The sequence below is a fragment of the Xylanimonas protaetiae genome (genome assembly GCF_004135385.1).
In the GTDB taxonomy this organism is placed as follows: domain Bacteria; phylum Actinomycetota; class Actinomycetes; order Actinomycetales; family Cellulomonadaceae; genus Xylanimonas; species Xylanimonas protaetiae.
Genome location: NZ_CP035493.1, coordinates 3,490,659 through 3,515,994 on the forward strand (window position 1 = coordinate 3,490,659; position 25,336 = coordinate 3,515,994).

Annotated in this window: 14 protein-coding genes and 1 CRISPR repeat array (1 of these 15 running past the window's edge); of the genes, 1 reads left to right on the forward strand and 13 read right to left on the reverse strand. The window is 74.3% G+C overall.

The features are described 5' to 3' along the window. Positions 1 to 7,722: a CRISPR direct-repeat array (repeat unit 28 nt; unit sequence GGCTCACCCCCGCCTACGCGGGGACCAC) (it extends 1,278 nt beyond the left edge of the window). A gap of 44 nt (positions 7,723 to 7,766) precedes the next feature. The 13 genes from cas2e to ET471_RS16310 form a co-directional block, all read right to left on the reverse strand. Then, entirely contained in the window at positions 7,767 to 8,240 is a 474-nt protein-coding gene (cas2e, locus tag ET471_RS16250) for a type I-E CRISPR-associated endoribonuclease Cas2e (RefSeq protein WP_129190027.1), read from the reverse strand. Continuing rightward, complete coding sequence (cas1e, locus tag ET471_RS16255) at positions 8,237 to 9,190, reverse strand: type I-E CRISPR-associated endonuclease Cas1e (RefSeq protein ID WP_242496333.1); 954 nt, start codon at positions 9,188 to 9,190, stop codon at positions 8,237 to 8,239. Before cas1e ends, cas2e begins: the two co-directional genes overlap by 4 nt. Next, positions 9,187 to 9,825, reverse strand: a complete 639-nt coding sequence (cas6e, locus tag ET471_RS16260; protein ID WP_129190029.1) for a type I-E CRISPR-associated protein Cas6/Cse3/CasE — start codon at positions 9,823 to 9,825, stop codon at positions 9,187 to 9,189. The genes cas1e and cas6e overlap by 4 nt, the downstream gene beginning before the upstream one ends. Beyond that, positions 9,825 to 10,544: a type I-E CRISPR-associated protein Cas5/CasD gene (cas5e, locus tag ET471_RS16265; protein WP_129190031.1), complete on the reverse strand. Its 720-nt coding sequence runs from the start codon at positions 10,542 to 10,544 to the stop codon at positions 9,825 to 9,827. Before cas5e ends, cas6e begins: the two co-directional genes overlap by 1 nt. Then, entirely contained in the window at positions 10,541 to 11,668 is a 1,128-nt protein-coding gene (gene cas7e, locus ET471_RS16270; protein ID WP_129190033.1) for a type I-E CRISPR-associated protein Cas7/Cse4/CasC, read from the reverse strand. The genes cas5e and cas7e overlap by 4 nt, the downstream gene beginning before the upstream one ends. After that, positions 11,665 to 12,360: a type I-E CRISPR-associated protein Cse2/CasB gene (gene casB / locus ET471_RS16275; RefSeq protein ID WP_129190035.1), complete on the reverse strand. Its 696-nt coding sequence runs from the start codon at positions 12,358 to 12,360 to the stop codon at positions 11,665 to 11,667. The genes cas7e and casB overlap by 4 nt, the downstream gene beginning before the upstream one ends. Continuing rightward, positions 12,357 to 14,051, reverse strand: a complete 1,695-nt coding sequence (gene casA / locus ET471_RS16280; RefSeq protein ID WP_129190037.1) for a type I-E CRISPR-associated protein Cse1/CasA — start codon at positions 14,049 to 14,051, stop codon at positions 12,357 to 12,359. The genes casB and casA overlap by 4 nt, the downstream gene beginning before the upstream one ends. Next, positions 14,048 to 17,119, reverse strand: a complete 3,072-nt coding sequence (gene cas3 / locus ET471_RS16285; RefSeq protein WP_129190039.1) for a CRISPR-associated helicase Cas3' — start codon at positions 17,117 to 17,119, stop codon at positions 14,048 to 14,050. The genes casA and cas3 overlap by 4 nt, the downstream gene beginning before the upstream one ends. Positions 17,120 to 17,552: 433 nt before the next feature. Then, entirely contained in the window at positions 17,553 to 19,460 is a 1,908-nt protein-coding gene (locus tag ET471_RS16290) for an FtsX-like permease family protein (RefSeq protein WP_129190041.1), read from the reverse strand. After that, complete coding sequence (locus tag ET471_RS16295; protein ID WP_242496334.1) at positions 19,457 to 20,224, reverse strand: ABC transporter ATP-binding protein; 768 nt, start codon at positions 20,222 to 20,224, stop codon at positions 19,457 to 19,459. Before ET471_RS16295 ends, ET471_RS16290 begins: the two co-directional genes overlap by 4 nt. A 133-nt stretch (positions 20,225 to 20,357) precedes the next feature. Beyond that, positions 20,358 to 21,026, reverse strand: coding sequence for a response regulator (locus tag ET471_RS16300; protein WP_129190043.1), 669 nt, complete (start codon positions 21,024 to 21,026; stop codon positions 20,358 to 20,360). After that, positions 21,023 to 22,231 (reverse strand): sensor histidine kinase, encoded by a 1,209-nt coding sequence (locus tag ET471_RS16305; protein WP_129190045.1) that lies wholly within the window; start codon positions 22,229 to 22,231, stop codon positions 21,023 to 21,025. The genes ET471_RS16300 and ET471_RS16305 overlap by 4 nt, the downstream gene beginning before the upstream one ends. 52 nt (positions 22,232 to 22,283) lie before the next feature. Beyond that, positions 22,284 to 22,976 (reverse strand): TetR/AcrR family transcriptional regulator, encoded by a 693-nt coding sequence (locus tag ET471_RS16310; protein ID WP_129190047.1) that lies wholly within the window; start codon positions 22,974 to 22,976, stop codon positions 22,284 to 22,286. A gap of 81 nt (positions 22,977 to 23,057) precedes the next feature. Here ET471_RS16310 and ET471_RS16315 point away from each other — a divergent pair, with 81 nt between their 5' ends. Further along, positions 23,058 to 25,205 carry an ABC transporter permease gene (locus tag ET471_RS16315; RefSeq protein WP_129190049.1) on the forward strand — a complete coding sequence of 716 codons (2,148 nt, stop codon included), beginning with the start codon at positions 23,058 to 23,060 and terminating at the stop codon, positions 25,203 to 25,205. The last annotated feature ends 131 nt before the right edge of the window (positions 25,206 to 25,336 follow it).

The window sequence follows — 25,336 nt, forward strand, 5'->3', positions numbered from 1 at the left end:
GCCGGCTCACCCCCGCCTACGCGGGGACCACCACGCCTGGTAGCTGCGGATCCGGTTGGGAAGGGGCTCACCCCCGCCTACGCGGGGACCACTGTTCCTGCACGGCGACGTTCCTCGCCGTGGACGGCTCACCCCCGCCTACGCGGGGACCACGCGATGTCCTCGCGCGACCACTCGTGCCCGTCGGGCTCACCCCCGCCTACGCGGGGACCACACCTGGGCGACCTCTGCGCGCCGCAGACCCGAGGGCTCACCCCCGCCTACGCGGGGACCACTCGGTCACGATCCCGGACGACCTGTCCGGGATGGGCTCACCCCCGCCTACGCGGGGACCACCGCCTGGCCGTCGTCGTCGCTGAGGTGGTTCGGGGCTCACCCCCGCCTACGCGGGGACCACGCCTGGTAGCTGTGCGGGGAGGCGGGATCCTCGGGCTCACCCCCGCCTACGCGGGGACCACCAGGCGGGGGACGAAGACCTGGCGGACGAGGGCGGCTCACCCCCGCCTACGCGGGGACCACGCCGCAACGTGATCGGTGCCCCCTGGTCCGTGAGGCTCACCCCCGCCTACGCGGGGACCACTCGGTCGCAAGGACCTTCTGCGCGGCGATCTTCGGCTCACCCCCGCCTACGCGGGGACCACGCCGGTGAGGGCCGCCCTGTCGGCGCTCGCCGCCGGCTCACCCCCGCCTACGCGGGGACCACGACGACGTCACGACCCCCGGCCACCGCGTCGACGGCTCACCCCCGCCTACGCGGGGACCACACCGGGCGTCCGTCGTTGTCGACCTTCGAGAAGGGCTCACCCCCGCCTACGCGGGGACCACGCGGTCTCGTTCTCCGGTGACCGGTTCATGACGGGCTCACCCCCGCCTACGCGGGGACCACGACGTGTCGATGACCGGGTTCACCCTGAACCTGGGCTCACCCCCGCCTACGCGGGGACCACCTCGAGGACGTCCACGCCTACGACGCCAACCTGGGCTCACCCCCGCCTACGCGGGGACCACGGCGGCCGCGCCCGCCAAGGCGAGCCCGACGGGGGCTCACCCCCGCCTACGCGGGGACCACGGAGACGATGCTCGGAATCGACATCGAGAGCTCGGGCTCACCCCGCCTACGCGGGGACCACCGCCGCCGGCGCGGGCGATCGCCTGGGTCTGCGGGCTCACCCCCGCCTACGCGGGGACCACTCGATGCCTGCGGTGATCTCGTCGAACTGCTCGGGCTCACCCCCGCCTACGCGGGGACCACTCCATCCGGCGCCACGGCCGCGTCCCTTGCATGGGCTCACCCCCGCCTACGCGGGGACCACACGGTGCCCATGTCGACGACGTCGCGGAAGGTGGGCTCACCCCCGCCTACGCGGGGACCACTGCCGTGCGGTCTGCGCGGACCCGTCCACCGGGGGCTCACCCCCGCCTACGCGGGGACCACCCCGTGCCCTGCAGGTCGGGTTCGCCCCAGTAGGGCTCACCCCCGCCTACGCGGGGACCACGCCTTGACCGCCGACTTGGAGCGGTTGAACGCGGGCTCACCCCCGCCTACGCGGGGACCACTCTCGACCGACCCCGACGCCGGAGCCACACGACGGCTCACCCCCGCCTACGCGGGGACCACCCGGCCCCGCCCGCTCCTGCGCCGGCGCCCGCGGGCTCACCCCCGCCTACGCGGGGACCACCACGACGTCGGGGGCGTCGTGCGGGGTGCGATGGGCTCACCCCCGCCTACGCGGGGACCACGTGGTGACGATCTCGGCCGCGTCGGACGAGGCGGGCTCACCCCCGCCTACGCGGGGACCACGACGGCCAGATCGTCGTCCCGGACCTCAGCCTGGGCTCACCCCCGCCTACGCGGGGACCACCCCGGCGTTCACGGAAGTGAACACAGCGCAAGAGGCTCACCCCCGCCTACGCGGGGACCACGCCATGGCGTTGAGCTCCGTGGGCGCGGGCGACGGCTCACCCCCGCCTACGCGGGGACCACGTACAGCTGCGCACCGAGGGCAAGCGCGACGCCGGCTCACCCCCGCCTACGCGGGGACCACACCGCGGTGGTGGCGGCCTGCATCAGCTTCAGCGGCTCACCCCCGCCTACGCGGGGACCACTACCCGGCGATCGTCGTCGAGAACGTGCCCGAGGGCTCACCCCCGCCTACGCGGGGACCACTGTCCTCTAGCAACTCCGCTAGGTAGTCGTCGAGGGCTCACCCCCGCCTACGCGGGGACCACACCGACCCGAAGTACGTCTGGCACGAGCGGCAGGGCTCACCCCCGCCTACGCGGGGGCCACGTGCTGCACACGACCGCGACGGGGCAGACGGTGGGCTCACCCCCGCCTACGCGGGGACCACTGGCCCGGCGTCACGTCCTGGCTGCACGCGAAGGGTTCACCCCCGCCTACGCGGGGACCACGGCGCCGTCTGGCTGATCGTCGCGGCGAGGGTGGGCTCACCCCCGCCTACGCGGGGACCACGTAGGTGGGGATGGCGAGGATCACGCAGGCGGCGGCTCACCCCCGCCTACGCGGGGACCACGCGCGCGAGTCCAGCGCGGCGGACTCGAGGTACGGCTCACCCCCGCCTACGCGGGGACCACCGTGGCAGCAGCTCCAGCACCTCACTTCCATGCGGCTCACCCCCGCCTACGCGGGGACCACGCCGTGATCGACGCGGCGGCCGGTGGCTGGCTGGGCTCACCCCCGCCTACGCGGGGACCACGGCGACGTCGATGACGCCGCCATCGTCGAGCGCGGCTCACCCCCGCCTACGCGGGGACCACCGGTACTCGCGGCCGACCAGCAACGGCTGGTGCGGCTCACCCCCGCCTACGCGGGGACCACGACTTCGTCAGGACCTTGCGCAGGTCGCGGATCGGCTCACCCCCGCCTACGCGGGGACCACCTGGCAGGTAGGCGTCGTCACCGTCGCGTGCGGGGCTCACCCCCGCCTACGCGGGGACCACTACGGGTTCGTGACGTCCGGCGCCGCGGGCGCCGGCTCACCCCCGCCTACGCGGGGACCACACGCAAGGCCCGGACCACACCAGTGGCCGGGCCGGCTCACCCCCGCCTACGCGGGGACCACGCGCAGAACTGGCCGGTGCGGTAGACGGCGTTGGGCTCACCCCCGCCTACGCGGGGACCACCTTGTGTCTCTTGACGCTAAGGGCTAAGCCCGCGGCTCACCCCCGCCTACGCGGGGACCACCTAATCCACTGGGTGCGACCGTTCAGCGGGGAGGGCTCACCCCCGCCTACGCGGGGACCACGTGGCGGGTCACGATGGTGTGGCCATAGACCTTGGGCTCACCCCCGCCTACGCGGGGACCACGCCCGCTGGAGCGCCGAGATCGTGTCCGGGCCAACCGGCTCACCCCCGCCTACGCGGGGACCACTTCTTCCGTCCATAGAAATGGAAACCTCGCCTCGGCTCACCCCCGCCTACGCGGGGACCACGAGGCTGCCGGCGCGAAGGTCGAGGACGTCAACGGCTCACCCCCGCCTACGCGGGGACCACATCAAGGAGGCCATCGACCAGACCGGGGACACGGGCTCACCCCCGCCTACGCGGGGACCACGGACGCAGCCGGGGCGCGTGCCCAGGTGGCGGCGGCTCACCCCCGCCTACGCGGGGACCACCCGGCGCCGCCGCGACCGGCCAGCCGGGAGGCGGGCTCACCCCCGCCTACGCGGGGACCACGGTCACGGGCGCACCTCCGGAGCTGGGTGGGGGGCTCACCCCCGCCTACGCGGGGACCACGATGTCACCTACCACCACGCGTGGGCGGCCCAGGGCTCACCCCCGCCTACGCGGGGACCACACCGCGGCGAGCACACCGAACCAGGTCAGCGGGGGCTCACCCCCGCCTACGCGGGGACCACTGCTCGTTGTCGGTGCGGGTACACCCGTCCGGGGGCTCACCCCCGCCTACGCGGGGACCACCTGTTCACCGTGGTGTCCACGCTCGGCAACGCCGGCTCACCCCCCGCCTACGCGGGGACCACTCGCCCGCTCCGGCCGACGTCGACGTCGACGACGGCTCACCCCCGCCTACGCGGGGACCACGCTGACGGTCGCGCGTGGGCCGAGCGCCACGGGGGCTCACCCCCGCCTACGCGGGGACCACGAAGTTGTCGGTGCCGAGCTTGAGGGTGGCGTCGGCTCACCCCCGCCTACGCGGGGACCACAGCTTGAGGTTGAGATCGAGAAGAACGATGAGAGGCTCACCCCCGCCTACGCGGGGACCACGCAGCCCGCGCAGGGGTGCGCGCGGGCCGCGACGGCTCACCCCCGCCTACGCGGGGACCACGCGATCATCGCGGCCGCGTACTGGATCGCGTCCGGCTCACCCCCGCCTACGCGGGGACCACTACCTCTCCCCCGCCGGCTCGACGTCGCACGAGGGCTCACCCCCGCCTACGCGGGGACCACGCGGGCTGCGCGTCGACCTGCCGCCAGACCTCGGGCTCACCCCCGCCTACGCGGGGACCACTCCAGCACCATCAATGCAACGCACACGTGGTTGGGCTCACCCCCGCCTACGCGGGCACCACGCCGCCGGTACTGCCCGCGAAGCCGCCGCATCGGGCTCACCCCCGCCTACGCGGGGACCACGCGGGCGGCCACACCTGCGTGCCGTCGGCGGCCGGCTCACCCCCGCCTACGCGGGGACCACGCTAGGTCCCTCCGATCGCACGGAGAGACCTAGGGCTCACCCCCGCCTACGCGGGGACCACTCGTGCTCCAGCCCGCCGTCCTTGACCAGCGTCGGCTCACCCCCGCCTACGCGGGGACCACACTGATCCCGTCCTGGGGCGCCCACGCGCCCGGGGCTCACCCCCGCCTACGCGGGGACCACAAGGCCAACATCCTCGCGAGCTTGGACATCCGGGGCTCACCCCCGCCTACGCGGGGACCACCCCGTCGCCGCCTCAAGCGGTGGCGGGGGGCGTGGCTCACCCCCGCCTACGCGGGGACCACTCGCGAACGTGACGCACGCGCTCGGACCGGCCGGGCTCACCCCCGCCTACGCGGGGACCACGCGCCGCCGAGCTCGAGGGGCAGGCCCTCGTCGGGCTCACCCCCGCCTACGCGGGGACCACGGCAGCTTGCAGTAGCGCATCGTCGTCTCCGGCGGCTCACCCCCGCCTACGCGGGGACCACGCCCGCAAGGCCGAGGAGACCTACCTCGCCACCGGCTCACCCCCGCCTACGCGGGGACCACCTCGTCGTCTCCCGGCTCGTGGTCCGCATCCCCGGCTCACCCCCGCCTACGCGGGGACCACGTGAACGCGATCACCAGGGCGGACGGGTCCGGGGGCTCACCCCCGCCTACGCGGGGACCACAACCTGCTGCCCACCCCTGACGCGGAGGTCTGGGGCTCACCCCCGCCTACGCGGGGACCACACCGCCGGCATCCCGCTCGGCGCCCCGGTCTACGGCTCACCCCCGCCTACGCGGGGACCACGAGTACGGCTTCGTCCTGACCGACGCCGAGGAGGGCTCACCCCCGCCTACGCGGGGACCACTGCCGCACGAGGGCGGCGAGGTTCAGGTGGTGCGGCTCACCCCCGCCTACGCGGGGACCACTGGAGGCGGGTGTCGGACGGCAACCCGTGCGCGGGCTCACCCCCGCCTACGCGGGGACCACAAGCCGTGGCGGGCACCGATGCGGATGCGCAGGGGCTCACCCCCGCCTACGCGGGGACCACGCGCTGAACCTGCGCGACGGGATGCGCGAGCGAGGCTCACCCCCGCCTACGCGGGGACCACCGCGAGAACTACGCCGACCTGTCCCTGGTCGACGGCTCACCCCCGCCTACGCGGGGACCACTTCTTGGCGGCGCGGAGGTTGGCGTTCTCGGAGGGCTCACCCCCGCCTACGCGGGGACCACGTCCCGTTCGCGTCCCCGAACCCACCCAACTGGGGCTCACCCCCGCCTACGCGGGGACCACTCCGGGCAGGCCCGCTACCAGGTCGTCGCGGACGGCTCACCCCCGCCTACGCGGGGACCACTGCTCACTTCTGCTCCTGCGGGGCGTCGATGGGGGCTCACCCCCGCCTACGCGGGGACCACCGACCCGGCGCCGTGACCCGCAGGCCGGACCCGGGCTCACCCCCGCCTACGCGGGGACCACCCCGGGATCGCAGACCTACATGGGCGCCCCGCCGGCTCACCCCCGCCTACGCGGGGACCACATCGGCGCCAGGCAGCGCCGGCACGTGGACCGGGGCTCACCCCCGCCTACGCGGGGACCACATGTCCTGGACCCGAGCGACTGCTGCGGCCGAGGGCTCACCCCCGCCTACGCGGGGACCACATCGTCTACGGCTGGTACGTCTTCGTCGACCGCGGCTCACCCCCGCCTACGCGGGGACCACGTTCCCCAGAGCGCGAGGTCGATGGGCTGGCCGGGCTCACCCCCGCCTACGCGGGGACCACTGGTCCGGCTTGTGGGTCGACGGGCAGGGCGCCGGCTCACCCCCGCCTACGCGGGGACCACCTCAACATCGACTTCGCTGCGCCGAGCGACCTGGGCTCACCCCCGCCTACGCGGGGACCACGCACCGCCACCGAGCGCGGCCTGCACGAGCGCCGGCTCACCCCCGCCTACGCGGGGACCACTCGGCGTCGGACAGCTTGGGCACGGAGACCTGCGGCTCACCCCCGCCTACGCGGGGACCACGCCTGCTCGCGGCCGGTGCCTCCATGCGCGGGGGCTCACCCCCGCCTACGCGGGGACCACGGGCTCGACGAGACTGCGGGCACGCTCGCGCTCGGCTCACCCCCGCCTACGCGGGGACCACGCTCACGGTGAACCGGGGGCAGGCGACGCCGGGGGCTCACCCCCGCCTACGCGGGGACCACAAGGAGATCTCCTGCTACCTGACGAGCGGCGGCGGCTCACCCCCGCCTACGCGGGGACCACGGCGAGACGGAGGACGGGGCCGCGCTGGCGTACGGCTCACCCCCGCCTACGCGGGGACCACCACCTGGCCCTGCGCGCGCTCGCCCCGGCCGGCGGCTCACCCCCGCCTACGCGGGGACCACTACCCGGCATCGTTGACCTGCTGTGTCCAGTACGGCTCACCCCCGCCTACGCGGGGACCACGACCCGTCCGACTCGACGCGGTAGAACGCATCCGGCTCACCCCCGCCTACGCGGGGACCACCTCGAGGCGCGGGCGTGGTCTGACGTGCCCCTCGGCTCACCCCCGCCTACGCGGGGACCACGCGTGGGTGCGCGGCGAACTTGCTCGCGGGGCGGGCTCACCCCCGCCTACGCGGGGACCACTGCACGATCTTGCCCAGCGGGTTGCCGATCGCCGGCTCACCCCCGCCTACGCGGGGACCACTGGTGCTCGGCGGCGGCCGCGGCCGCGGTGCGGGGCTCACCCCCGCCTACGCGGGGACCACATCTCGACGTCCGTGCGCGTCGGGCCCGGCAAGGGCTCACCCCCGCCTACGCGGGGACCACGACGAGCGGTGCCGGGCCCCACCCATGCCACCGGGCTCACCCCCGCCTACGCGGGGACCACGCGGACCGGGCCCCGGAGAGCAGGGCGGCGAACGGCTCACCCCCGCCTACGCGGGGACCACTCGACCTGCGCCTGCGTCTGCCCGTGGGCGTAGGGCTCACCCCCGCCTACGCGGGGACCACGTCAGGTAGCGGGCCACGGTGTGCACGCCGGCGGGCTCACCCCCGCCTACGCGGGGACCACACTTCCTGACCAGCAAAGATACCCGCCAACCCCCGCTTGCGCCTTCAGTCCTGGCCGCTCTGCCGCCGGCGTCGCTGCTCGACGGCGGACCCGCGCCTGCGTTGCGACGCCCGGCTCCAACCGGCCCGCCGTGGTGACGACGCGTCTCCTGCTCGCTCCTCTTCCAGCTCCACGACGCCTCCATCGGGACTCCTGGGTCCCGCCGCGGCTCTACGCTCCTTCGCCTGGCGGATCCGGTCCGACTCCGCCGTCCGTCGCCGCATCAGCGTGACGCCGTCCACGTCGACGGGCTCCCAGGCATGGTTGTGCACGCGGAACGCGAGCCGTTGCTCGTTCCGTGCCGACCACACCATGAGCGCCCGCCCGCTGCCGACGTCCTCGACGATGCGCAGCCAGAGTCGTTCGCGCACGCGTGTCGACGCGTGCCCGACATAGACGCTGGCGCTGATCTCGAGCAGCCATCGGGTCAGCTCGCCGCGCAGCTTCTCCGGGGTCACGGAGAGGACGACGACGATCACCAGCCCGGGTCCCCGTCGTACTCGCCGTAGGCGGTGCCGCCGGCGACAGCACCCCGCGCCCCGTCCCAGAGCATGACGACGTCGGCGAGCTCGCCGACGTCCTCGTCCGCGACGTCACCGAGCAGCAGCCAGCGGACGTCGCGCACGCACCGTTCGAGCAAGCGTGCCTCGTGCATGCGGTCACGCATGGTGCGTCGCACGTGGCCGCCGACGTCGGCGAGCTCCATCGCGGCGGCCTCGAACGCGACGGGGATGGCGAGCTCGGCCTTGTAGAGGTCGGCGACGTCGTAGACGAACGATCGTTCGTGCCCGGTGTGCACGAACCCGAGCCCGGGCGAGCACCCGAGCGCCACGATGACGGCGTGCGCGACGCCGTACAGGCAGGTGGTCGCGGCGGAGAGCGCCTGGTTGACGACGTCGGACGCCGCGAAGTCGTCGGGCCGGTAGTCACGCCCTCCCCACGGGACCCCGGTGCGCTCCGAGTGCTCGCGGTACGTCTTGCGGACGCGGGCTCCCTCGCGGCCCCGGAGCTGCTGCATGGTCAGCGCGGCGACGTCCTCGCCGGGGAACCGCATCTCGTACATCTTGCGCGCGACGTCGAGTCGCGTGGTGCGCTTCGTGACGAGCTCGGCCTGCGCCTCGAGCAGGCGCGACGAGCGGGCGAGCGAGCGACCGTGCGCGTAGTAGCGCACCCCGCGCTCGCCCACCCACACGACGGTGGACCCGCTCTCGGCGAGCAGCACCATGGCCTGGTGCGTCACTCGGGTGCCCGGTCCGAGCAGGAGGGCGCCGAGGGCCGCTGCCGGCACGTGCACGGTGCCGCGCTCGTCGGTCGCGGTGATGGCGCTGGCGTCCCGTGAGATGACGGCGTGCTCGAGGTACAGGAACGTCATCCGGTCCTGGGCGCGCGCCAGCTCGGGCAGGGACGGCGGGCGCGCGCCCGGGATCACGGCCTGCCCTGCGGCGCGAGGGTCAGCAGCCCGCAGCCGTACCCCTTCGCGGGGCCCAGCCCGGCGACGAGCGCTGCCCGCAGCGCGTCCACGTCGGTGATGTTCAGGACGCCGTCGAACGACGCCTTGGCGATGGTCACCGTGCCGGCGCCGCGCCGGAACCTGTCGGTGCGACGGTCGTGCACGACGACGTCGGGCACGCCGTCGTGCTCGGGGACGGTGAAGCCCCAGCCCTTGGTGCGGGACAGGAACCACTCCTGCTGCTGGGAGACCGTGACGTGCCCCAGCCGCTTGCCCTCGTGGGTGCGCGACGGGTTCGCGGTGAGGCGGAACCGCCACGTCTGACCGGGCCGGAGCCGGTCGAGCAGGGTGCCGTAGGGGCGCACGGCCCAGGTGTCCTGCGTGGTCTGCCAGCCGGCCTGCTCGACGATGTGGGCGAAGTCGGGTGCCGGCCGGCTCACCACGTACAGCCGGCTGCGGTGCGCGTCCTGGTCGACGCGCCACAGCACGCGGCCACGTTCGGCGTCGTCCTGGGGGAAGGACGCCAGGACGGCGGCGTGCATCGCCTGCGGCGAGCCGAGCAGCTTGCGGCCGCCCCGGCGGGCGGGGTTGATCTGGATGCGCGAGAGGTACATCAGGCTCCTCCGAGGGCGGCGAACGGGTCGTGCGAGGCGGCGCGCGGCGGGCGAGGCTGGTCGTTCACCACCGCCACGTGGGTACGGGAGACGGACCGCCACCCGTACTCGCGCAGGCGCGGGTCGAAGCTCACGGGTTCGTCGTGGTGCTCGGTGGCGGTGTGCGCCTGCTCTTCCGGCGGGACGGCGGCCGCGTCGACGAGGACCTCGACGTCGACCCGGGCGTCCTGCTTGCGGCGCCACCAGGGCGCCGCCTGCCACGGCTCGGCGTGCAGGGCAGCCCAGAGGCTCGCGTCGCGCGTGCCGAGCGTGACCGGGCCGACCGGCGGGCACGAGCGCCGCCCCAGGTAGAGCGGGAAGGCCGGGTGGCGCAGGGCGTCGTCGAGCGCGTCGATGAGCCCCTGCTCCCCTTCGACGGCCGCGACGAAGGTGGCGTCCGTGAGGTAGAACCGCTCCGTCAGGGGGAACGACCGGGTGCCGTCGGCAGTGCGGGTCGTGTGGAAGTCCCGCTCGACCCGTCCGGGCTGGTCCACGCGGACGCCGAACCGCAGCGACAGCAGCTCCTCGAGCGGGTCGGTGCGCCGCAGGCCGCGCGCGGCGGCCAGCAGCCCGATGACGCCGCTCTTGGTGGGCGCCTTCTCGGTGCCCCGCCGCGCGAAGCGTGACGACTCGCCCCACGCCTGCATGGGTCCCGACAGGCGCAGCAGCAGCGTCGTCATGCCGACGTGCGCTCGGTGACGGCCGCGGTGAGCGCCTGCACGACGCCGTCGAACGACGTGCGGTCCCCGAGCCCTTCGAGCGCGGCCCCGGCGGCACCGACGCCCACCACCCAGCTGCGCACGGGCGCGACGCCGTAGGCGTCGCCGATCTCCCCGGCGTACGCGGCGAGACGCTCGGCCGAGCGCTTGACGCGCCCGCCCTCGACGAGCTCGCGCACCGGCTCCTCGAACGCCCCGACGTACGACACGGGCTGGTCCTCGCGCAGCGAGACGACGACGGCGTCGGGCAGGGTGCGGTTCGCGAAGGTGTTCTGCTTGCCGGTCGGCATCGACGTCGTGAAGGCACGCAGGAACGCGCCGACAGCACGGGACGCCGCCTCGGTGTCGCCGAGGTTGTCGACGAGGCGGTCGACGTCGATCGTCGCGTAGCGGTAGAGGGTCGACGAGTTGAACTCGACGGTGCCGATCATGCCGGCGCCCGCGTCCTCCTCGGCGTCGGCGGCCTTGTGGTCGTCGACGGCGGTGAAGTAGTCGTACTCGGTCTCGACGGCGTGGGTGCTCAGGGCGTGCGCGACCTGGCATGCGGCGTCGACGTTGAGGTCCGTGACGTCGGCGACCATGCGGCCGAACAGGGCCAGGTCGATGGAGTTCTTGCCCTTGACCAGCGCCTGCGCGGCCTTCTTGTCCAGCTTCTCGCCGCCGTCGAGGGCGGCCACGGCGACGTCGGCGAGCGCGGCGATCTGCTGCGCCGAGAGGAACACGAGGTAGCCGGCCTCGGCCGGGGTTCCCTTCGTCGCCCCGCGCGGCTCCTTGACGGTGATGCCGACGGCGCCGAGCACCTCCGCGGCAGCCTTCTGCGCGTCCTCGACGGACGTGTCGGGCCGCAGCGCCACGATCTTCTCGCCGAGCAGCTCGACGACCCGCTTGGTGCGCGTCCCGAGCTCGGAGGCGTCGAGGTGCCCCGCGAAGTCGCGGCGCGTCGCGCGCTTCCACGCCTGGGACGAGACGCGGGCGCGGCGCACGCCGCCGTACATCGCCGTCTTGGGAGAGCCGGTGTCGTCGCGGTTGAGGTTGCTCGGCGGGACGGTCTGCAGGACGTGGAGGTCGACGATGGTGCGGGTCACTGCTGCTCCTCGGTGGGCGGGGCGGGGATGTCGCCGGCGGCCGCTGCATCGCGGTCCTGGCGAGGGTCGGGGCGGGGGTCGAGGTGGTAGAGCTGGCGAGCCCAGCGGCGGCGCACGTCGCCCGCCTGACCCGGCTGCTGGAACTGCACGAGGTCGTCGGCGAGCAGCCCGTAGTCGAGCCCCTCGTCGCCGCCGCGCAGCTGGGTGACCAGCCCGCGCAGGTGGTGGGCGAGCTCGTCGGGTGTGGCAGCGGTGACGGCCGCGTCGAACCGCCGGCGCAGCGACGAGATGCGGTCGTCCTCGGCGCCGCCCTGCTTGCGCTCGAGCCGGGCGACGGCCTGCCCGAGGCCGACGCCCGGGCGGTGCATGCCGGCGTCACGCGACTGCTGGTGGGTGGCGAAGAGCGTCATTGCGGTGTGCACCGCCCACTCCTGGACCGTGGGGCCGTCGCCCCACGGCGTTCCCGGGACGCCGTCGACGGTCTGCGACCAGATCGCGGGGTCGGTGCCGGGCTCCTTGCCGGCGTTTGCCCGCAGCCGCGCCAGCGTGGCGACGACGGCGGACCTGTGGCGCCCCGCCTGGAGGGTGGCGGCCCGGCGCTGGATGAGGAAGCCGACCTCGCGATAGTGGACGCGCGGCTCCTCCGGGGAGGGGGTCTGCTCGGTCGGGGTCTCGGGCACGGTGGTGCTCATGCCACCTCCTCGGTGGTGGTCGCCTGCTCGGCGGTGGTGGGTGCCTGCTCGAACGCGTGGGGCAGCACCTCGCGCAGCTTCTTGCGAAACCAGCGCTCGGCGATGCCGACGTCGCGGAACTGCCCGCCGCTGGTGCGGCCGACGAGGGCGGCTGGCCCGGCGGCCGCGATCACGTCACGGGCGATCGTCTGGACGACGCCCAGCGCGGCGCGCTGCCAGACGGCACGCCGCTCAGCGGGCTCCACGCCAGGGCGCAGGCTGGTGACCCACCTGCGGAACTCTCGGTCGAGCGCGTCGTACGCCTCAGCCGACGCGCGGTCGCGAGGGCCGTCGTCGTCGGAGGCGCCGCCCGCGGCGAGCGCCACGTTCTGGGCGAGCGACCCGAGGGCGAAGACGGCCTTCTCGGCGCAGTCGACGGCGAGGACGGCGACGTCGGCCAGCGGCCTCCCGTCCTCGGTGAGCAGAGCGGTCGGGAGCGTCAGGGTGTCGGCCACGAGCTCGGCGTAGACGGACTCGTTGCTGCCGTACTCGATCCCGACGGCCTGGACGTCGATCTGCTCGGCGCCGAGCAGGCCGTGGCGGCGCAGGTACACGGCCCACTCGATCACTGCCGGTGAACGGCGGCGGGACGGCAGCCCGGCGCCTGCGGGCTCGCTCATCCCGGGAATCAGCGCGGAGAGGCCACGCCAGAACGCGCGCTCAGGATCATGCTTGGCGGGCATGTACGTGTGCGCGCCCCGCGCCTTGGTCTGCACCGGGGAGTAGCGCCAGGAGGTCATGGGCTCGACGTCGAACCGGTTGTGCGGGGTGGCACGGTCGCCCTGCGCGTTGACGACGCCGGTGCAGCGCTCGTCGTCGCCGAAGAGACGGATCCGTCGGGTCGGCCAGGTGTAGAGGTCGACGGGTCCGGTGGGCTGGCGGTAGGTGAGGCTCTTGACGTCCGCGACCTCGGCGGGCCAGCCCTCGGGCGCGGCGCCGAGCGGCGCTCGCTCCCACGCTGGCAGGTCGTCCTCGCCACCCAAGAGGCCCACCTCGTCGGGCGCGATCAGGTTGAGCAGGAGCGTCTCGCGCAACGTCGCACCGTGCAGGTGGACGCCCCCGATCTGGCCTGCCCACCCGGTGCCGATGCCGAACCCCTTGCCGCTGCTGACCCGGGGATCGTCCACTGCCCCAGAGTGGATCCCGGAGACGTCGAAGGCGTGCGCGTGCACCAGCCAGCGGGCGGCCTCGGGCCAGGATGCCGTCTCGAGGTTGTCCCCGAGCCGCGTCGTCATGAACGTCGACGTGCCCGGCCCGTCGCACACGATGCGGCTGAGCCCGAACACCTCGTCCTTGGCCGTGCGCAGATCGGGCACCTGGAGGAACGGGTGCGTGGGGTGCCGCAGCCAGAACCGGTCATGGACGGCGTCGAGGTAGGCGTCGACGCGTGCCAGCGTCGCGTCCCAGCCGTCGCGCACCTCGGCCCAGTGGTCCGCGTCGGCCGGGCCTTCGACCGCACGGTGCAGCACCGCGAGCAGCAGGCGCAGGTGGGCGAACGCCTGCGTGGGCAGGTCCCCCACGAGGCGGCGCAGCTCACCGGAGCGGCGGAACGCGTCTCGCACCGACACCTCGGTCTGACGCCCGCCGGCGTCGATCACCGGCAGCCAGGGTTCGTCCACGAGGTTGAACCGCGGCTCCGTCGGCTCCGTCATCGGACCTCCTCCACGTCGAGACCGGTCTGCGGGTCGTAGGTCACCACGAAGCCGGGGATGGTCGCGCGCCTGGTGGCGTCGAGCGGCAGCACGAGCTGGCCTGCCAGGTCCGGTGACGTCTGCCAGGCGTCGACGACCAGCGACTCGAGGTGTTCCAGCACGTCATCTCCCTGTTTGCCTCGGGCAACGTGGCCGGGCAGACGCACCGTAGCGGCGGCGAGGGCCCGGCGGGCGGCCAGGCGAGGAACTTCACCCATCGGCACCGACTCCCCCGCAACCCCGCGGTGCTCACCCTCGAGCCAGTCCGGCAGCCGCCACTGACCGCCCGAGTCCTGCTGGACGACGATCACCTCGAACGAGTCCTCGCTGTCGCGCACCTGCGCCTTGCCGTCACCTGTGTCCGCCTCGCCGACGCTCCCGTCGAGCCAGCCCACCAGGTCTCCGCGCGCCCGCGGCGGGGGCAGCCGGAAGGTGCGAGCCCGGGACTCGGCAGCGGATCGGCCCTGCTGGTCCACGAGTGCAGCCTCGGCCATGCCCGCCTGCCAGTCCGCCGGGCCGAGGGGCGCCTCCTCGTAGGCCTCGGCAACGAGCGGAGCGATGTCCACGGGCAGCTCGATCGCCCATGAGACACCGGCGACGCGCAGCACCTGCGCCGCAGCCCGCAGCAGCAGATGCCTGCCGTACACCGCGACGGATCCGCGCGGCAGCTCGACTGGCGACGTCGCCCAGTCCGCCCCGACGACGACGCAGCGCGCCTCGCTCAGCCCTGGCGGGCGATGGTCCGCCGGCCGCTCATGCCGGTGCAGTCGTCCGATGCGCTGGAGGAGCAGGTCGGTGGGCGCAAGGTCGGTCACGAGCAGGTCGAAGTCGACGTCGAGGCTCTGCTCGACCACCTGCGTCGCGACCACGACGAGCCGCCGGGGGCGCTTCCCTCGCGTGCCGCCCTCCGGCGGCGGGCCAAGCTGCTCGACCAGCGCCGCCTCGCGGACCTTGCGGTCGCCGGCCAGGAACCGTGAGTGCAGCAGCGTCGCGTCGTCGCCGAGCTCGGCCGCGAGCGCCCGGTACGTCTCCTGCGCACGCTTCACGGTGTTGCGGACCACCAGCACGCACCCGCCGTCGCGCACCGCGTCGGCGACCTGGGCGACGACGCCGTCGTCGTCGCCGGGCCCGGTCTCCAGTAGGACCCGTCGCGGGCGGGACGTCCCGTCGACCGCCCGCGACACCGGGACCCCGCCCTCCAGCGACGTCACGACGGACGACGACGGCGCGGGCGACGAGGCGGCCGACGACGGAGCGGGCTGGGTCTGCGGGGACACCTCGTCGGCAGCGGCGCCGGGGACGACAGCAGGAGCGACGACGGACGCGACGCCAGGAACGACGCCCGAAGCGACGCCAGGAACCGCGCCCGGCGCCCGCCGCGACCAGCCGCGACGCGCCGGCCTGTCGACGGCCTGCGCACCACGCCGGTACGCCTCGACGAGCCGGTCGCGCAGCGAGGGCGGCAGCGTCGCGGAGAGCGCGACGACGGGCACCCGGTACGCGCCGAGCCACTCGAGGGCACGCTCCAGGTAGGTGTTCATGTAGGCGTCGAAGGAGTGCACTTCGTCGAGGATCACGACCTTGCGGGCGAGCGCCAGGTGCCGCAGGGCCACGTGCCGCGACTGCAGCGCCCCGAAGAGCACCTGGTCGATGGTGCCCACGACGAAGTCGGCGAGCACGCCCTTGCGTCGGCCGTTCATCCAGCCGTCCACGTAGGCGCCGCCCAGCGCCTGCGACGCCGCCGCCCGGCCGCCGTCCGCGTCGCGGCCGACGTCGCGGGCCGTGGACGCCCCACGCGGGACCGCCGCGTACTCGGGGTTGAGCCACGCCTTGCCGTGCGCGAGGAACACGGACCGCCGCTCGGCGTCGTCCCCGCCGTCGGGCACCAGAGCGGACCCGACGGCGGTGGGCGCGCCGAGCCGGGTGATCCATCGCATGACGCGGCGGAACATGGCGTCGGCGGTGGCCTGGGTGGGCAGCGCGACGAGCACGCCGCCGGCGCCGGTGCGCGCGGCGAGCACCTCGGCGGCGAGCATGGCCGCCTCGGTCTTGCCCTCGCCCATGGGTGCCTCGACCACGAGGATGCCGGCGGGGTCCATCGTGCGGGCCGCCTCGACGACGGCGATCTGGACGGGGCGGGCCTTCGCGCCCTCCGAGAGCTCGAAGCGGGTGGCGAGGAGCTCGTCTGCCGTCGCGGCGACGTCGAGGGTGTCCCACGGGCGGGGCAGGTGGACCCGGCCCCAGGCGGCGGCGAGCCGTGCCTCGTCGTCGTCCCCGGGCTGGTCGAGTGGCCGGCGGCTGCCGACGGGTGTCAAGGGGAAGAGGTCGGCGTTGGAGGAGAGCCAGTCGGCGACGACGACGAGACTCAGCGCGAGTGCGAGGACCGTGGTGGGCAGTCCCTTCCACGCGTCCCCGACGAGGTGCTCCGAGGCACCGACGTGCTCCGCGACGTGGTCGAGGAGCTCATCCTGGACGGCCTCCCACGTGCCGACGCCGAGGAGCTCGCCCGACGGCGTGAGGTGGCCGCCCGTCGAGCGCGCGGCGCGCGAGCGCTCGAGGTCCATGACCCCCGGGGTGACCCCGTGGTGCCCGCCGACGACGGAGCCGAGCGTCGCGGCGTCCCGCACCCGCCAGCCGTGACGGAGCCCGAGCCAGCGCTCGAGGATCACCTGACCGGCGATCCCGTGCGGCATCGTAGAACGCTCCGGGATCGCCACCGGCATAGTGAGACCAGCCTGGTGCATCTGGTCGCGCAGCACGCCGACCTGGACGGCGAACGCAGGGGTCGCCTTCCCGATGTCGTGCACGCCTGCGAGGAACACGACGAGCGTCCGGCCCCCGTCCTCGCCGCCCGCCGCCTTGGCGATCAGGTCGCGCACCCCGCGCGGGAGCCACTCGTCCCAGAGCCGTCCGGCCACGGCGGCGGCGTCGCGCAGATGCCGCCACAGCGGCGCCCACTCCTCGATCTCGGGGCGGTTCATGGGCCAGCTCTTGGCCCACACGCTCCGAGCGGGGTCGCTCAACACCATCCGATGGCCCTCCGTCGCACCAACGAGAAGCCGGTGGAGACTGTCACCACCGACGCGAAAACCGTTTCACGGCGCCCCGCCGCCGTGCCAGCGAGGTGGCGCATGTGAACGGGTGTCGCGCACATGTGCCCACCGGTCTGGAAGACGAAGCCACGCGGCGGCAACGCGGCAACGCCATGACCCCCGCTTACGCGGGGACAACAGTGTTGGCAGGAGCGATGCATCGCACCCAACCGGGCTCACCCCGCCTGGCGGCGGGACGCATCCATCTTGTGACAAGATCTCCAACAGCACAACGGTTGAGTTCGTTGTATAGGAGTTGCCAAGATCACATTGCGATGAGTCGATGCGCGGCCACGCTGTGTGCAAGAGTTACTGCGGCGGCGGCCGCAGGGCGCCGTACGCGGCCGCCGCCAACTCGGACGAGGGCAACTCAACGCGCACGACTCGTCTGCGACCAGCGTGACCGCGTCGTCGCGCCGAGCACGGCCGCCGTCGGGACCACCATGCCGATGAGCACGACGACCCCCACCAGCGCACCGGTCACAGCGGGGTCGACGACGGGCACCGGCACGCCCAGCAGCCCTTGCCCGACGCCCACGAGCGCTGGCAACGCGCAGGCCAGCCCGACGACGACGGCCGTCAGGGTGGTCAGCGACGACTCGATGACGACCATGCCCATGAGCTGCCGACGCGTCGCGCCGGTGCGGCGCAGCAGCCCGAGCTCCTCCCGCCGCGACCGGGTGACCATGACGAGCGTGTTGGCGGCCATGACGGCGACGAGCGCGAGCAGGGCGAGCAGCAACCAGGTCGAGAGGTCCTGCCGGCGGTCGGCGTCGGCCCGGACCTCCTGGGCGTACCCCTCGACGTCGGTCACCGCGAGCCCGGTGGCGGCGATCGCGGCACGTACCCGGTCGGCGTCCCTGGCCACCTGCACCAGCAGGGTCGGGTCGGAGTCCGCGACGCTCGCACCCGGCGGGACTGCGCCGACCAGGTAGTCGCCGAGACCGAGACCGCGCTCGTACAGGGCGACGATCGTGTACTGGGTCTCGACGCCGTCGACGCGCACGTCCACCGGGTCTCCGACACCGGCCACGCCCAGTGCGGCGTCGCGGCTGACGGCGATCGCGCGCTCCCCCGCAAGGTCGACCAGGGAGCCGGACACCACCCCGGGATCGAGGTAGCCACCCTGGAGCGGCACGGTCCGCAGCGCCGCCGCCTCCCACGCCAGGGCGCCAAGGACGGGGACGTCCTCGTCCTCCTGGTCGATCTGGACCGTCGCGGGGATCACGGTCGTCACCCCCGTCGACACGACGCCGGGCAGCGCCGCGACCACGGACGCCTGCACGCCGCCCCCTTCCCCGCCCTGCACGACGAGGTCCGCGGTGATGCCCTCGCGGACCTGCGTCTCGGCGGCGTCGGCCATCGCCGAGCTCGCCCCCGACTGGACGGTGCCGAGCGCGAGGAGCAGGGCCAGCGGCACGATCGCGCCGGTCAGCCTGCGGGAGAACCCGTGGGCGTTGGCCAGGGCCAGCGCACCCACGGCGCCCACGCGGGACCCCGCCGTCGCGAGCGCGCGCTGCGCCGCCCACCGCACGAGGACAGGCCCGGCCAGGGCAGCGGCGAGGACAAGCACGACGGCGCCCAGCGACGAGCCGGCGGCGCCGAGCGTCCCGGGCGCGACGAACGGGGCGATCGCCACGGCCAGCCCGACGACGGCGAGCGTGACGGCGGTCCGCGCGCGCCCACGTGACAGCGCGGCCGCCTCGACGGCGGAGGCGCGCACCGCACCCGCGGGGTCGAGCCGCGCGCTCTCGCGGCCGGCGAGGCGCGCCGCCCCGAGCGCCGTGGGAACCAGGAGCGCCAGGGTGGCCAGAGCGGGCCACGGCGAGAGCGCCATCGTGAACCCGGCGGGCACGACGCCCGCGGCGGCGAGCGTCCCGGTCAGGCGCGGTGCGAGCAGCAGCCCGAGGACGACGCCGAGCGGTGCCGCGACCGCGGCGACGACGAGCACCTCGGCCGCCACGAGCCGGCGTACTTGCCCGACCGTCGCGCCGACGGCGCGCAGCAGCGCGAACTCGCGTGCCCGTGGCCGCAGCGCCACGGTGAAGGTGGACGAGACCACGAGCAGCGCGATCAGCACGGCGGTGCCCGCGAACGACGACGCGACGGCCAGGAGCATCGACCCGGCGAGATCGCCGGCGCCGCGGACGCCCACCTCGAGCCAGGCGCCGGTCGCGGTGAGCAGCGCGGCCGAGCACGCGACGACGAGCGCGCTGCCCACCATGCTGACGCGGTGGACGCTGACGGCCGCGCGGGCGGAGGTCCAGGTGGCGTTCATCGGCCCAGCTCCGTCATGCGGGCGCTGATCTCGTCGGCGGTCGGTGCCTCGAGCCAGCCGGCGAGCCGGCCGTCCGCGAGGAAGAGCACGCGGTCGGCTGCGGCTGCGACGTGCGCGTCGTGGGTGACGACGACGAGCGTCTGCCCGAGCGCGGTCGCCGTCGTGCGCAGCACGTCCAGCACCTGCGCGCCGGTGTGGGAGTCGAGTGCCCCGGTGGGCTCGTCGGCGAAGACGACGGCGGGCCGGGTGACGAGCGCGCGGGCGATCGCGACGCGCTGCGCCTGCCCGCCCGACAGCTCGCCCGGCAGCCGGTGCTCCATACCCTCCAGCCCGACGGCGTGCATGAGGTAGCGGCGCAGGCGGTCGTCAGGCGCGCGCCCGGCGAGCGTCAGCGGCAGGGCGACGTTCTCCGCGACGGTGAGGTGCGCGACCAGGTTGTACGCCTGGAACACGAACCCGACGCGGTCGCGGCGCAGACGGGTGACGGCGTCCGGGGAGAGCGTGGTCAGGTTGATGCCGCCGATCACCGCCGCGCCGCTGGTCGGGGTGTCCAGCCCTGCCGCGCAGTTCAGCAGCGTCGACTTGCCGGAGCCCGACGGTCCCATGATCGCGGTGAACGATCCCGGGGCGAGGTCGAGCGACACCCCGCCGAGGGCGTCGACGGCGCCACCGCCGTCGCGATAGGTGCGCCGCACCTGTACGAGCCGGACGGCAGGCTCGACGGCGCGGGTCACGGGCGGTGAGGCGAGCGGGGCGTAGGTCACGGGGGCGCTCCTGCAGGTCAGGGCGATGGGCGTTCCATCTGCTCCGACCCTAGGAACCGAGCGTCCGGCTTCTCTAGACGCCGCCGATGCAACCGCGGGGCTTGCATCCTTCGATGCAAGCCCCGCTTCGCGGTCAGTCCTCGACGACCGTGACGACCCGGTTCTGGTACGCCCAGACGACGGCCTGAAGCCGCGAGCGCACCCCGAGCTTCGGCATTATGCGGGCGAGGTGCGACTTGACGGTGGAGACCTCGACGACGAGCCGCGCGGCGATCTCCTCGTTGGACATGCCCTGCGCGAGCAGCAGCAGGATGTCGTTCTCGCGCGCGGTCAGCAGGTCCGCGGCCCGCCGGAGGGTCACGGGCTGCAGGCGGCGCCGGTCGGCGAACTCGCGGATCACGCGGTGCGTGAGCGTCTGGTCGAGGGTGCCGCGCCCGGCGGCGACCTGCCGGACGGCGTGCACGATCTCGTCGGGCTCGGCGTCCTTGAGCAGGAACCCGGACGCGCCGGCCTCGAGCGCCCCGAAAACGTACTCGTCGAGGTCGAACGTGGTGAGCACCAGCACGGGGACGGGGTTCTCGACGTCGGGGCCGCACAGCTCCCGGGCGGCGCTGATGCCGTCGCGCCCGGGCATGCGGACGTCGAGGCACACGACGTCGGGGGCCAGCTCCTTTGCGAGCGCCACGGCCTGGTCGCCGTCGGCAGCGGTCCCGACGACGTCGATGTCGGGTTCGGCGGCGAGCAGCGCGGCGAGGCCCGCGCGGGCGAGCGGCTGGTCGTCGGCGATGATGACGCGGATCACGCGTGACCTCCTGGGTCCTCGGTGCGTCGGGCGTCGCGCGGGAGCCACAGCCGGACCTCCCAGCCGCCGTCCACGTTGGGGCCGTGACGCAGCGTCGCCCCGACGAGCTCGGCGCGCTCCCGCATGCCGAGCAAGCCGTGGCCGCCCGACGGCGACGACGTCGGGCGGTAGGCAGGCGGGTCGTTGCGCACGGTCAGCGCCACGCCGTCGGGGTGGGTGTCGTCCACCGTGACGACGCAGCGGGCGCCGGGTGCGTGCTGGCGTGCGTTGGCGAGCGACTCCTGCACCATGCGGTACCCGGCGGCCTGCGCGACCGGGCCGACGCTCGCCCCGAGCGAGGCGTCGTCGGCGGCGGGCAGGACCACGACCGACGCCTCGTGGCGCGCGGCCGTCGCGTCGACCAGGCCGGGGACCGCCGCCAGCGTGAGGGGCCCGAGCGCCTCGGCGGCGCCGCCCTCCCGCAGGAGCCCGACCAGGCGGCGCAGGTCGTTCAGGACGACACGGCTCTGCTCGCGCACCGCGCGCACGCCCTCGCGTGCAGCGGCGGGGTCGGTGTCGACCTGCCGGTCGATCGCCGAGAGCATCAGCGCCATCCCGGACAGGTGGTGCGCGGCGATGTCGTGCACCTCGCGGGCCATCGCGGTGCGTTCCGCGGCGACGACGCCGCGCAGCACGGCTGCCTGCTCGCGTGCCAGGGCGCGCAGCTCGCCGTCGCGCGCCGCCGCGACCGCGCGCCTGGAGGCGACCACCAGGCCGGGGATCAGCCCGACGACGACGAGGACGAGCGCGGTGCCGGCCGCAGCACCGGCCACGGTGAGCGAGAACCCGCCCTGGGCGCGCGCGAGCTCGATCGCGGAACCCGCCGCAACCACAGTCGTCGCCCCCGTCAACGCGGCCCGGAGGTGCGCCATCGGGTGCGACGCGACAGCCCGGAACGCCACCACGGGAACGGCGAGGTTCGCGGTGCCCGCGGCGTCGGAGGGATGCGTCACGGCCAGCAGGGCGAGCGCCGCGCTCACGCCGAGCAACGCCGCGACGGGCCGTCGTCGCGCCCAGGCCACGGCCACGGACTGCGCGGTCACCGCGGCGACCACCGCCCACCATCGGAGCGAGCCGGTCCCGGGCAGGACCGTCTGCGAGCCGGTGTCGAGCCGGGCCAGCGTCGGGAGTAGCAGCAGCCCGGCGACGGCGACAGCCCAGGTCACCGACGCGATCACCACGTCGGCGCGACCCAGCCGATGATCGGCCGGGGCGCTGTCAGCCAGGGGGGTCGCTCGGTCCGCCTGCGGGCTCATGGGCACGCGCCATCGTCCCACGGCCCGCGACGGCGGCGCGGCGAGCGCCCACGGACCGCTCCTGGCTCGACGGCGCCTGGAGCATCCCCGCGATCGCGTCGGACAGGAAGGCTCCGACGGCGCGCCAGTCCGGCCGTTGCGGGGCCCGTTCGACGTCGGCGCAGGTGTTGACCACCATCCACACCATGAGCCGGGCCCTCCCCTGGGCCACCGCAGGGTCGAGCTCGGTCAGCCGGGACAGGGCGGAGCGCACGACGGCCGAGGCCAGCGGGCTGAGCTCGAGGTTGGTGCGCGCGAGCTCGCGCGTCTGCGGGTCGTCGACGAGGGTGGCGAGGAACCGCGCCCGCCAGCTCGGCCAGGGCAGCGCGTCGAGCGCGTCGGTCGTGGGCAGCACGAGCGCCCGCACGTCGTCCAGCACGGAGTCGGACCGCTCGAGCCGGTCGCGCATGGAGTCGTGCAGCTCGCGCGTGTGGCGCTCGACCAGGGCTTCGAGCAGCCCGGCCCTCCCCCCGAAGTGGTAGGCGACGGCCGAGTGGTTCCGGTGCCCGGCGTCGGCCGCGATCCGGCGGTCGGAGACGCCGCTGATGCCCTCCTCGGCGAAGAGGCGCTCGGCCGCGTCGAGGAGCGCACTGCGCTGTGCGTCCGATCTCGTCATGACGCCAGGGTAGGACCCTTGCCGAATCAAGTCACGCGACTTACCTTTAAGTCAATCGACTTATCTACTGACTGGACCGCCATGACCTCCTCCACCGTGATCGAACCGGCCGCCACCCCGGCCGACCCACCCGACGGGCGCGCACGCCACGCCGCCCCCGGGACCGCCCCGAGCCGGCGGACGACCATCGCCACCTACGTCGGGATGCTCCTGTTCCCGTTCGTGATGGTCACGATGATGTACTCGACGTACGTCGGCACCATGCACGCGCCCCAGGTGCGCGACCTGCCCGTCGCCGTCGTCGGCACGAGTGCGCCTGGCTCGACCGCGACCCAGGCAGTCAACGCGCTCGACGCCGTCCCGGACTCCCAGCTCGACCCGCGGCTGGTGCCCGACGTCGCTGCCGCGCGTGACCTACTCCAGAGCCAGGACGTGGCCGCCGTCGTCGTGCCGCCCGCCACGGGCGACGACCACGCGACCGTCCTGATCGCGTCCGCGGGGGGCGCCTCCAAGACCCAGACGGTCCAGACCCTCGTCGTGCCCACGGCGGCCGGCCTGGGCTGGTCGACGCAGGTCGAGGACGTCGCTCCGCTGCCCGCCGGGGACTCCTCGGGCACCGTGGTGATGTTCGCCGCGATGGGCATGATGCTCGCCGGCTACGTCCCGTTGAGCATCATGATGATGGGCACCCCGCACCTGCTGCGCCTGCGCCGGTTCCTGCCCGTGCTGGCGGGCTGGGCGGTCGTCGTGCCCACGGTCATCTGGCTGCTGCTCGGCCCGCTCGTGGGTGGCGTCCAGGGGCACTACCTGACCTTCCTCGGCGTCGGCGCCCTCACGGTCTCGGCGGTCGGGCTGGTCCAGCTGTTCTTCGCCAAGGTGGCGGGCCCGCTCGCGGTGCTGCTCGGCATGCTCCTCCTCGTGGTGTTCGGCATGCCCGCCTCCAACCTGGCCCTGCCCGTCCAGTCGATGCCGGGCTTCTTCCAGGCGCTGCACCACGTGCTGCCGCTCCCCGCGGCAGGAGAGGCGCTGCGCTCGATCCTCTACTTCGACGGCGTCGGGCTCTGGCCGCACCTCGTCACGCTCGCCGTCGGCCTCGTGGTGGGCCTCGTCGCCGCGACCCTCGTGGAGCGCAAGAACGGCGACGCCATCCCGGCCGCCTCCAAGTTCACCGACTCGCGCACACCGCTGCCTGCCCTGCCCGGCGGGCCGGTGCGCTCGCGCGGCACCCGCCACTTCGCCGCTGCGGCGTTCCCGGGCACGATGCTCGTCCTGGTGGTGGGCCTCATGGGCTTCTCCATGCACGCCCCGACCGTCCACGACCTTCCGGTCGCCGTCGTCGGGCCCACGCAGGAGGCCGCGGAACAGACGGTCAGCGCCCTGGCCGGCGGGCTCGGCGACGTCGTCGACCTCCAGGTCATGGCCTCCGCCGACGACGCCGACGCCGCCATCAAGAGCCGCGAGATCGTCGCGGCGTTCCTGCTCCCCGGCGCGACCGACGCGAGCGCGCCCGTGCTCCACACCGCCTCGGGCGCCGGGATGGCCCAGCAGCGCGCGGTCTCGGCGATCTTCACGCAGGTCACCGCCGCGCAGGGCGTCTCCCTCGACCAGGTCGACATCGTCCCGCTGACCGACCAGGACACCCAGGGCAGCAACACCCTCTACGTCGCGATGGCGTGGGTCATGGCCGGCTTCCTCGTGTGCGCCGTGCTGCGCGGCGGGGCGCCCACGCTGCGCACCATGCACCAGCAGCTGCCGCTGCTGCTCGCGTGGGCCGTCGTCATGTCGACCTGGCTGTGGCTGCTGTTCGCGCACCTCATCGGCGCCGTCCACGGGCCCGCATGGCAGCTCATCGGCGTCGGCGCGCTGACCATCTTCTCGGTGTCCATGGCCACGTCCGTGGTGACCCGCAGCATCGGCATGGCCGCGGTCCCCGCGGTCACCGTCGTCATGCTGCTGGCCGGCGTGCCCGCCTCCGGCGGCGGCCTGTCGATCTACATGGTCCCGGAGTTCTTCCAGCGCCTGCACTCCGTCCTGCCGCTCGGCGGGGCCGTCGACGCCGTCCGGTCGATCACGTACTTCGACGGGATCGGCCTGGTGCCCGCCCTCTTCGTGATCCTCGCCTGGGGTGCGGCCGGGCTGCTCGTCAACGTCGTGCTCGACAAGCACCTGGTCAAGCGGCCGGTGAACGTGCCGCCGGAGCGGTTCATGCCGCGTGGAGCGGCGGCCTGAGCAGCCGACGCACGACGGCCGGTCACCGAGGCGCTCTCGGTGGCCGGCCGTCGTGCGTCGGCACGCCAGGACCGGCCCGCGTTGCCACCCGGTGACGCGCACGGGTAAGGTCCTTCGGCTCCCCACCCGCT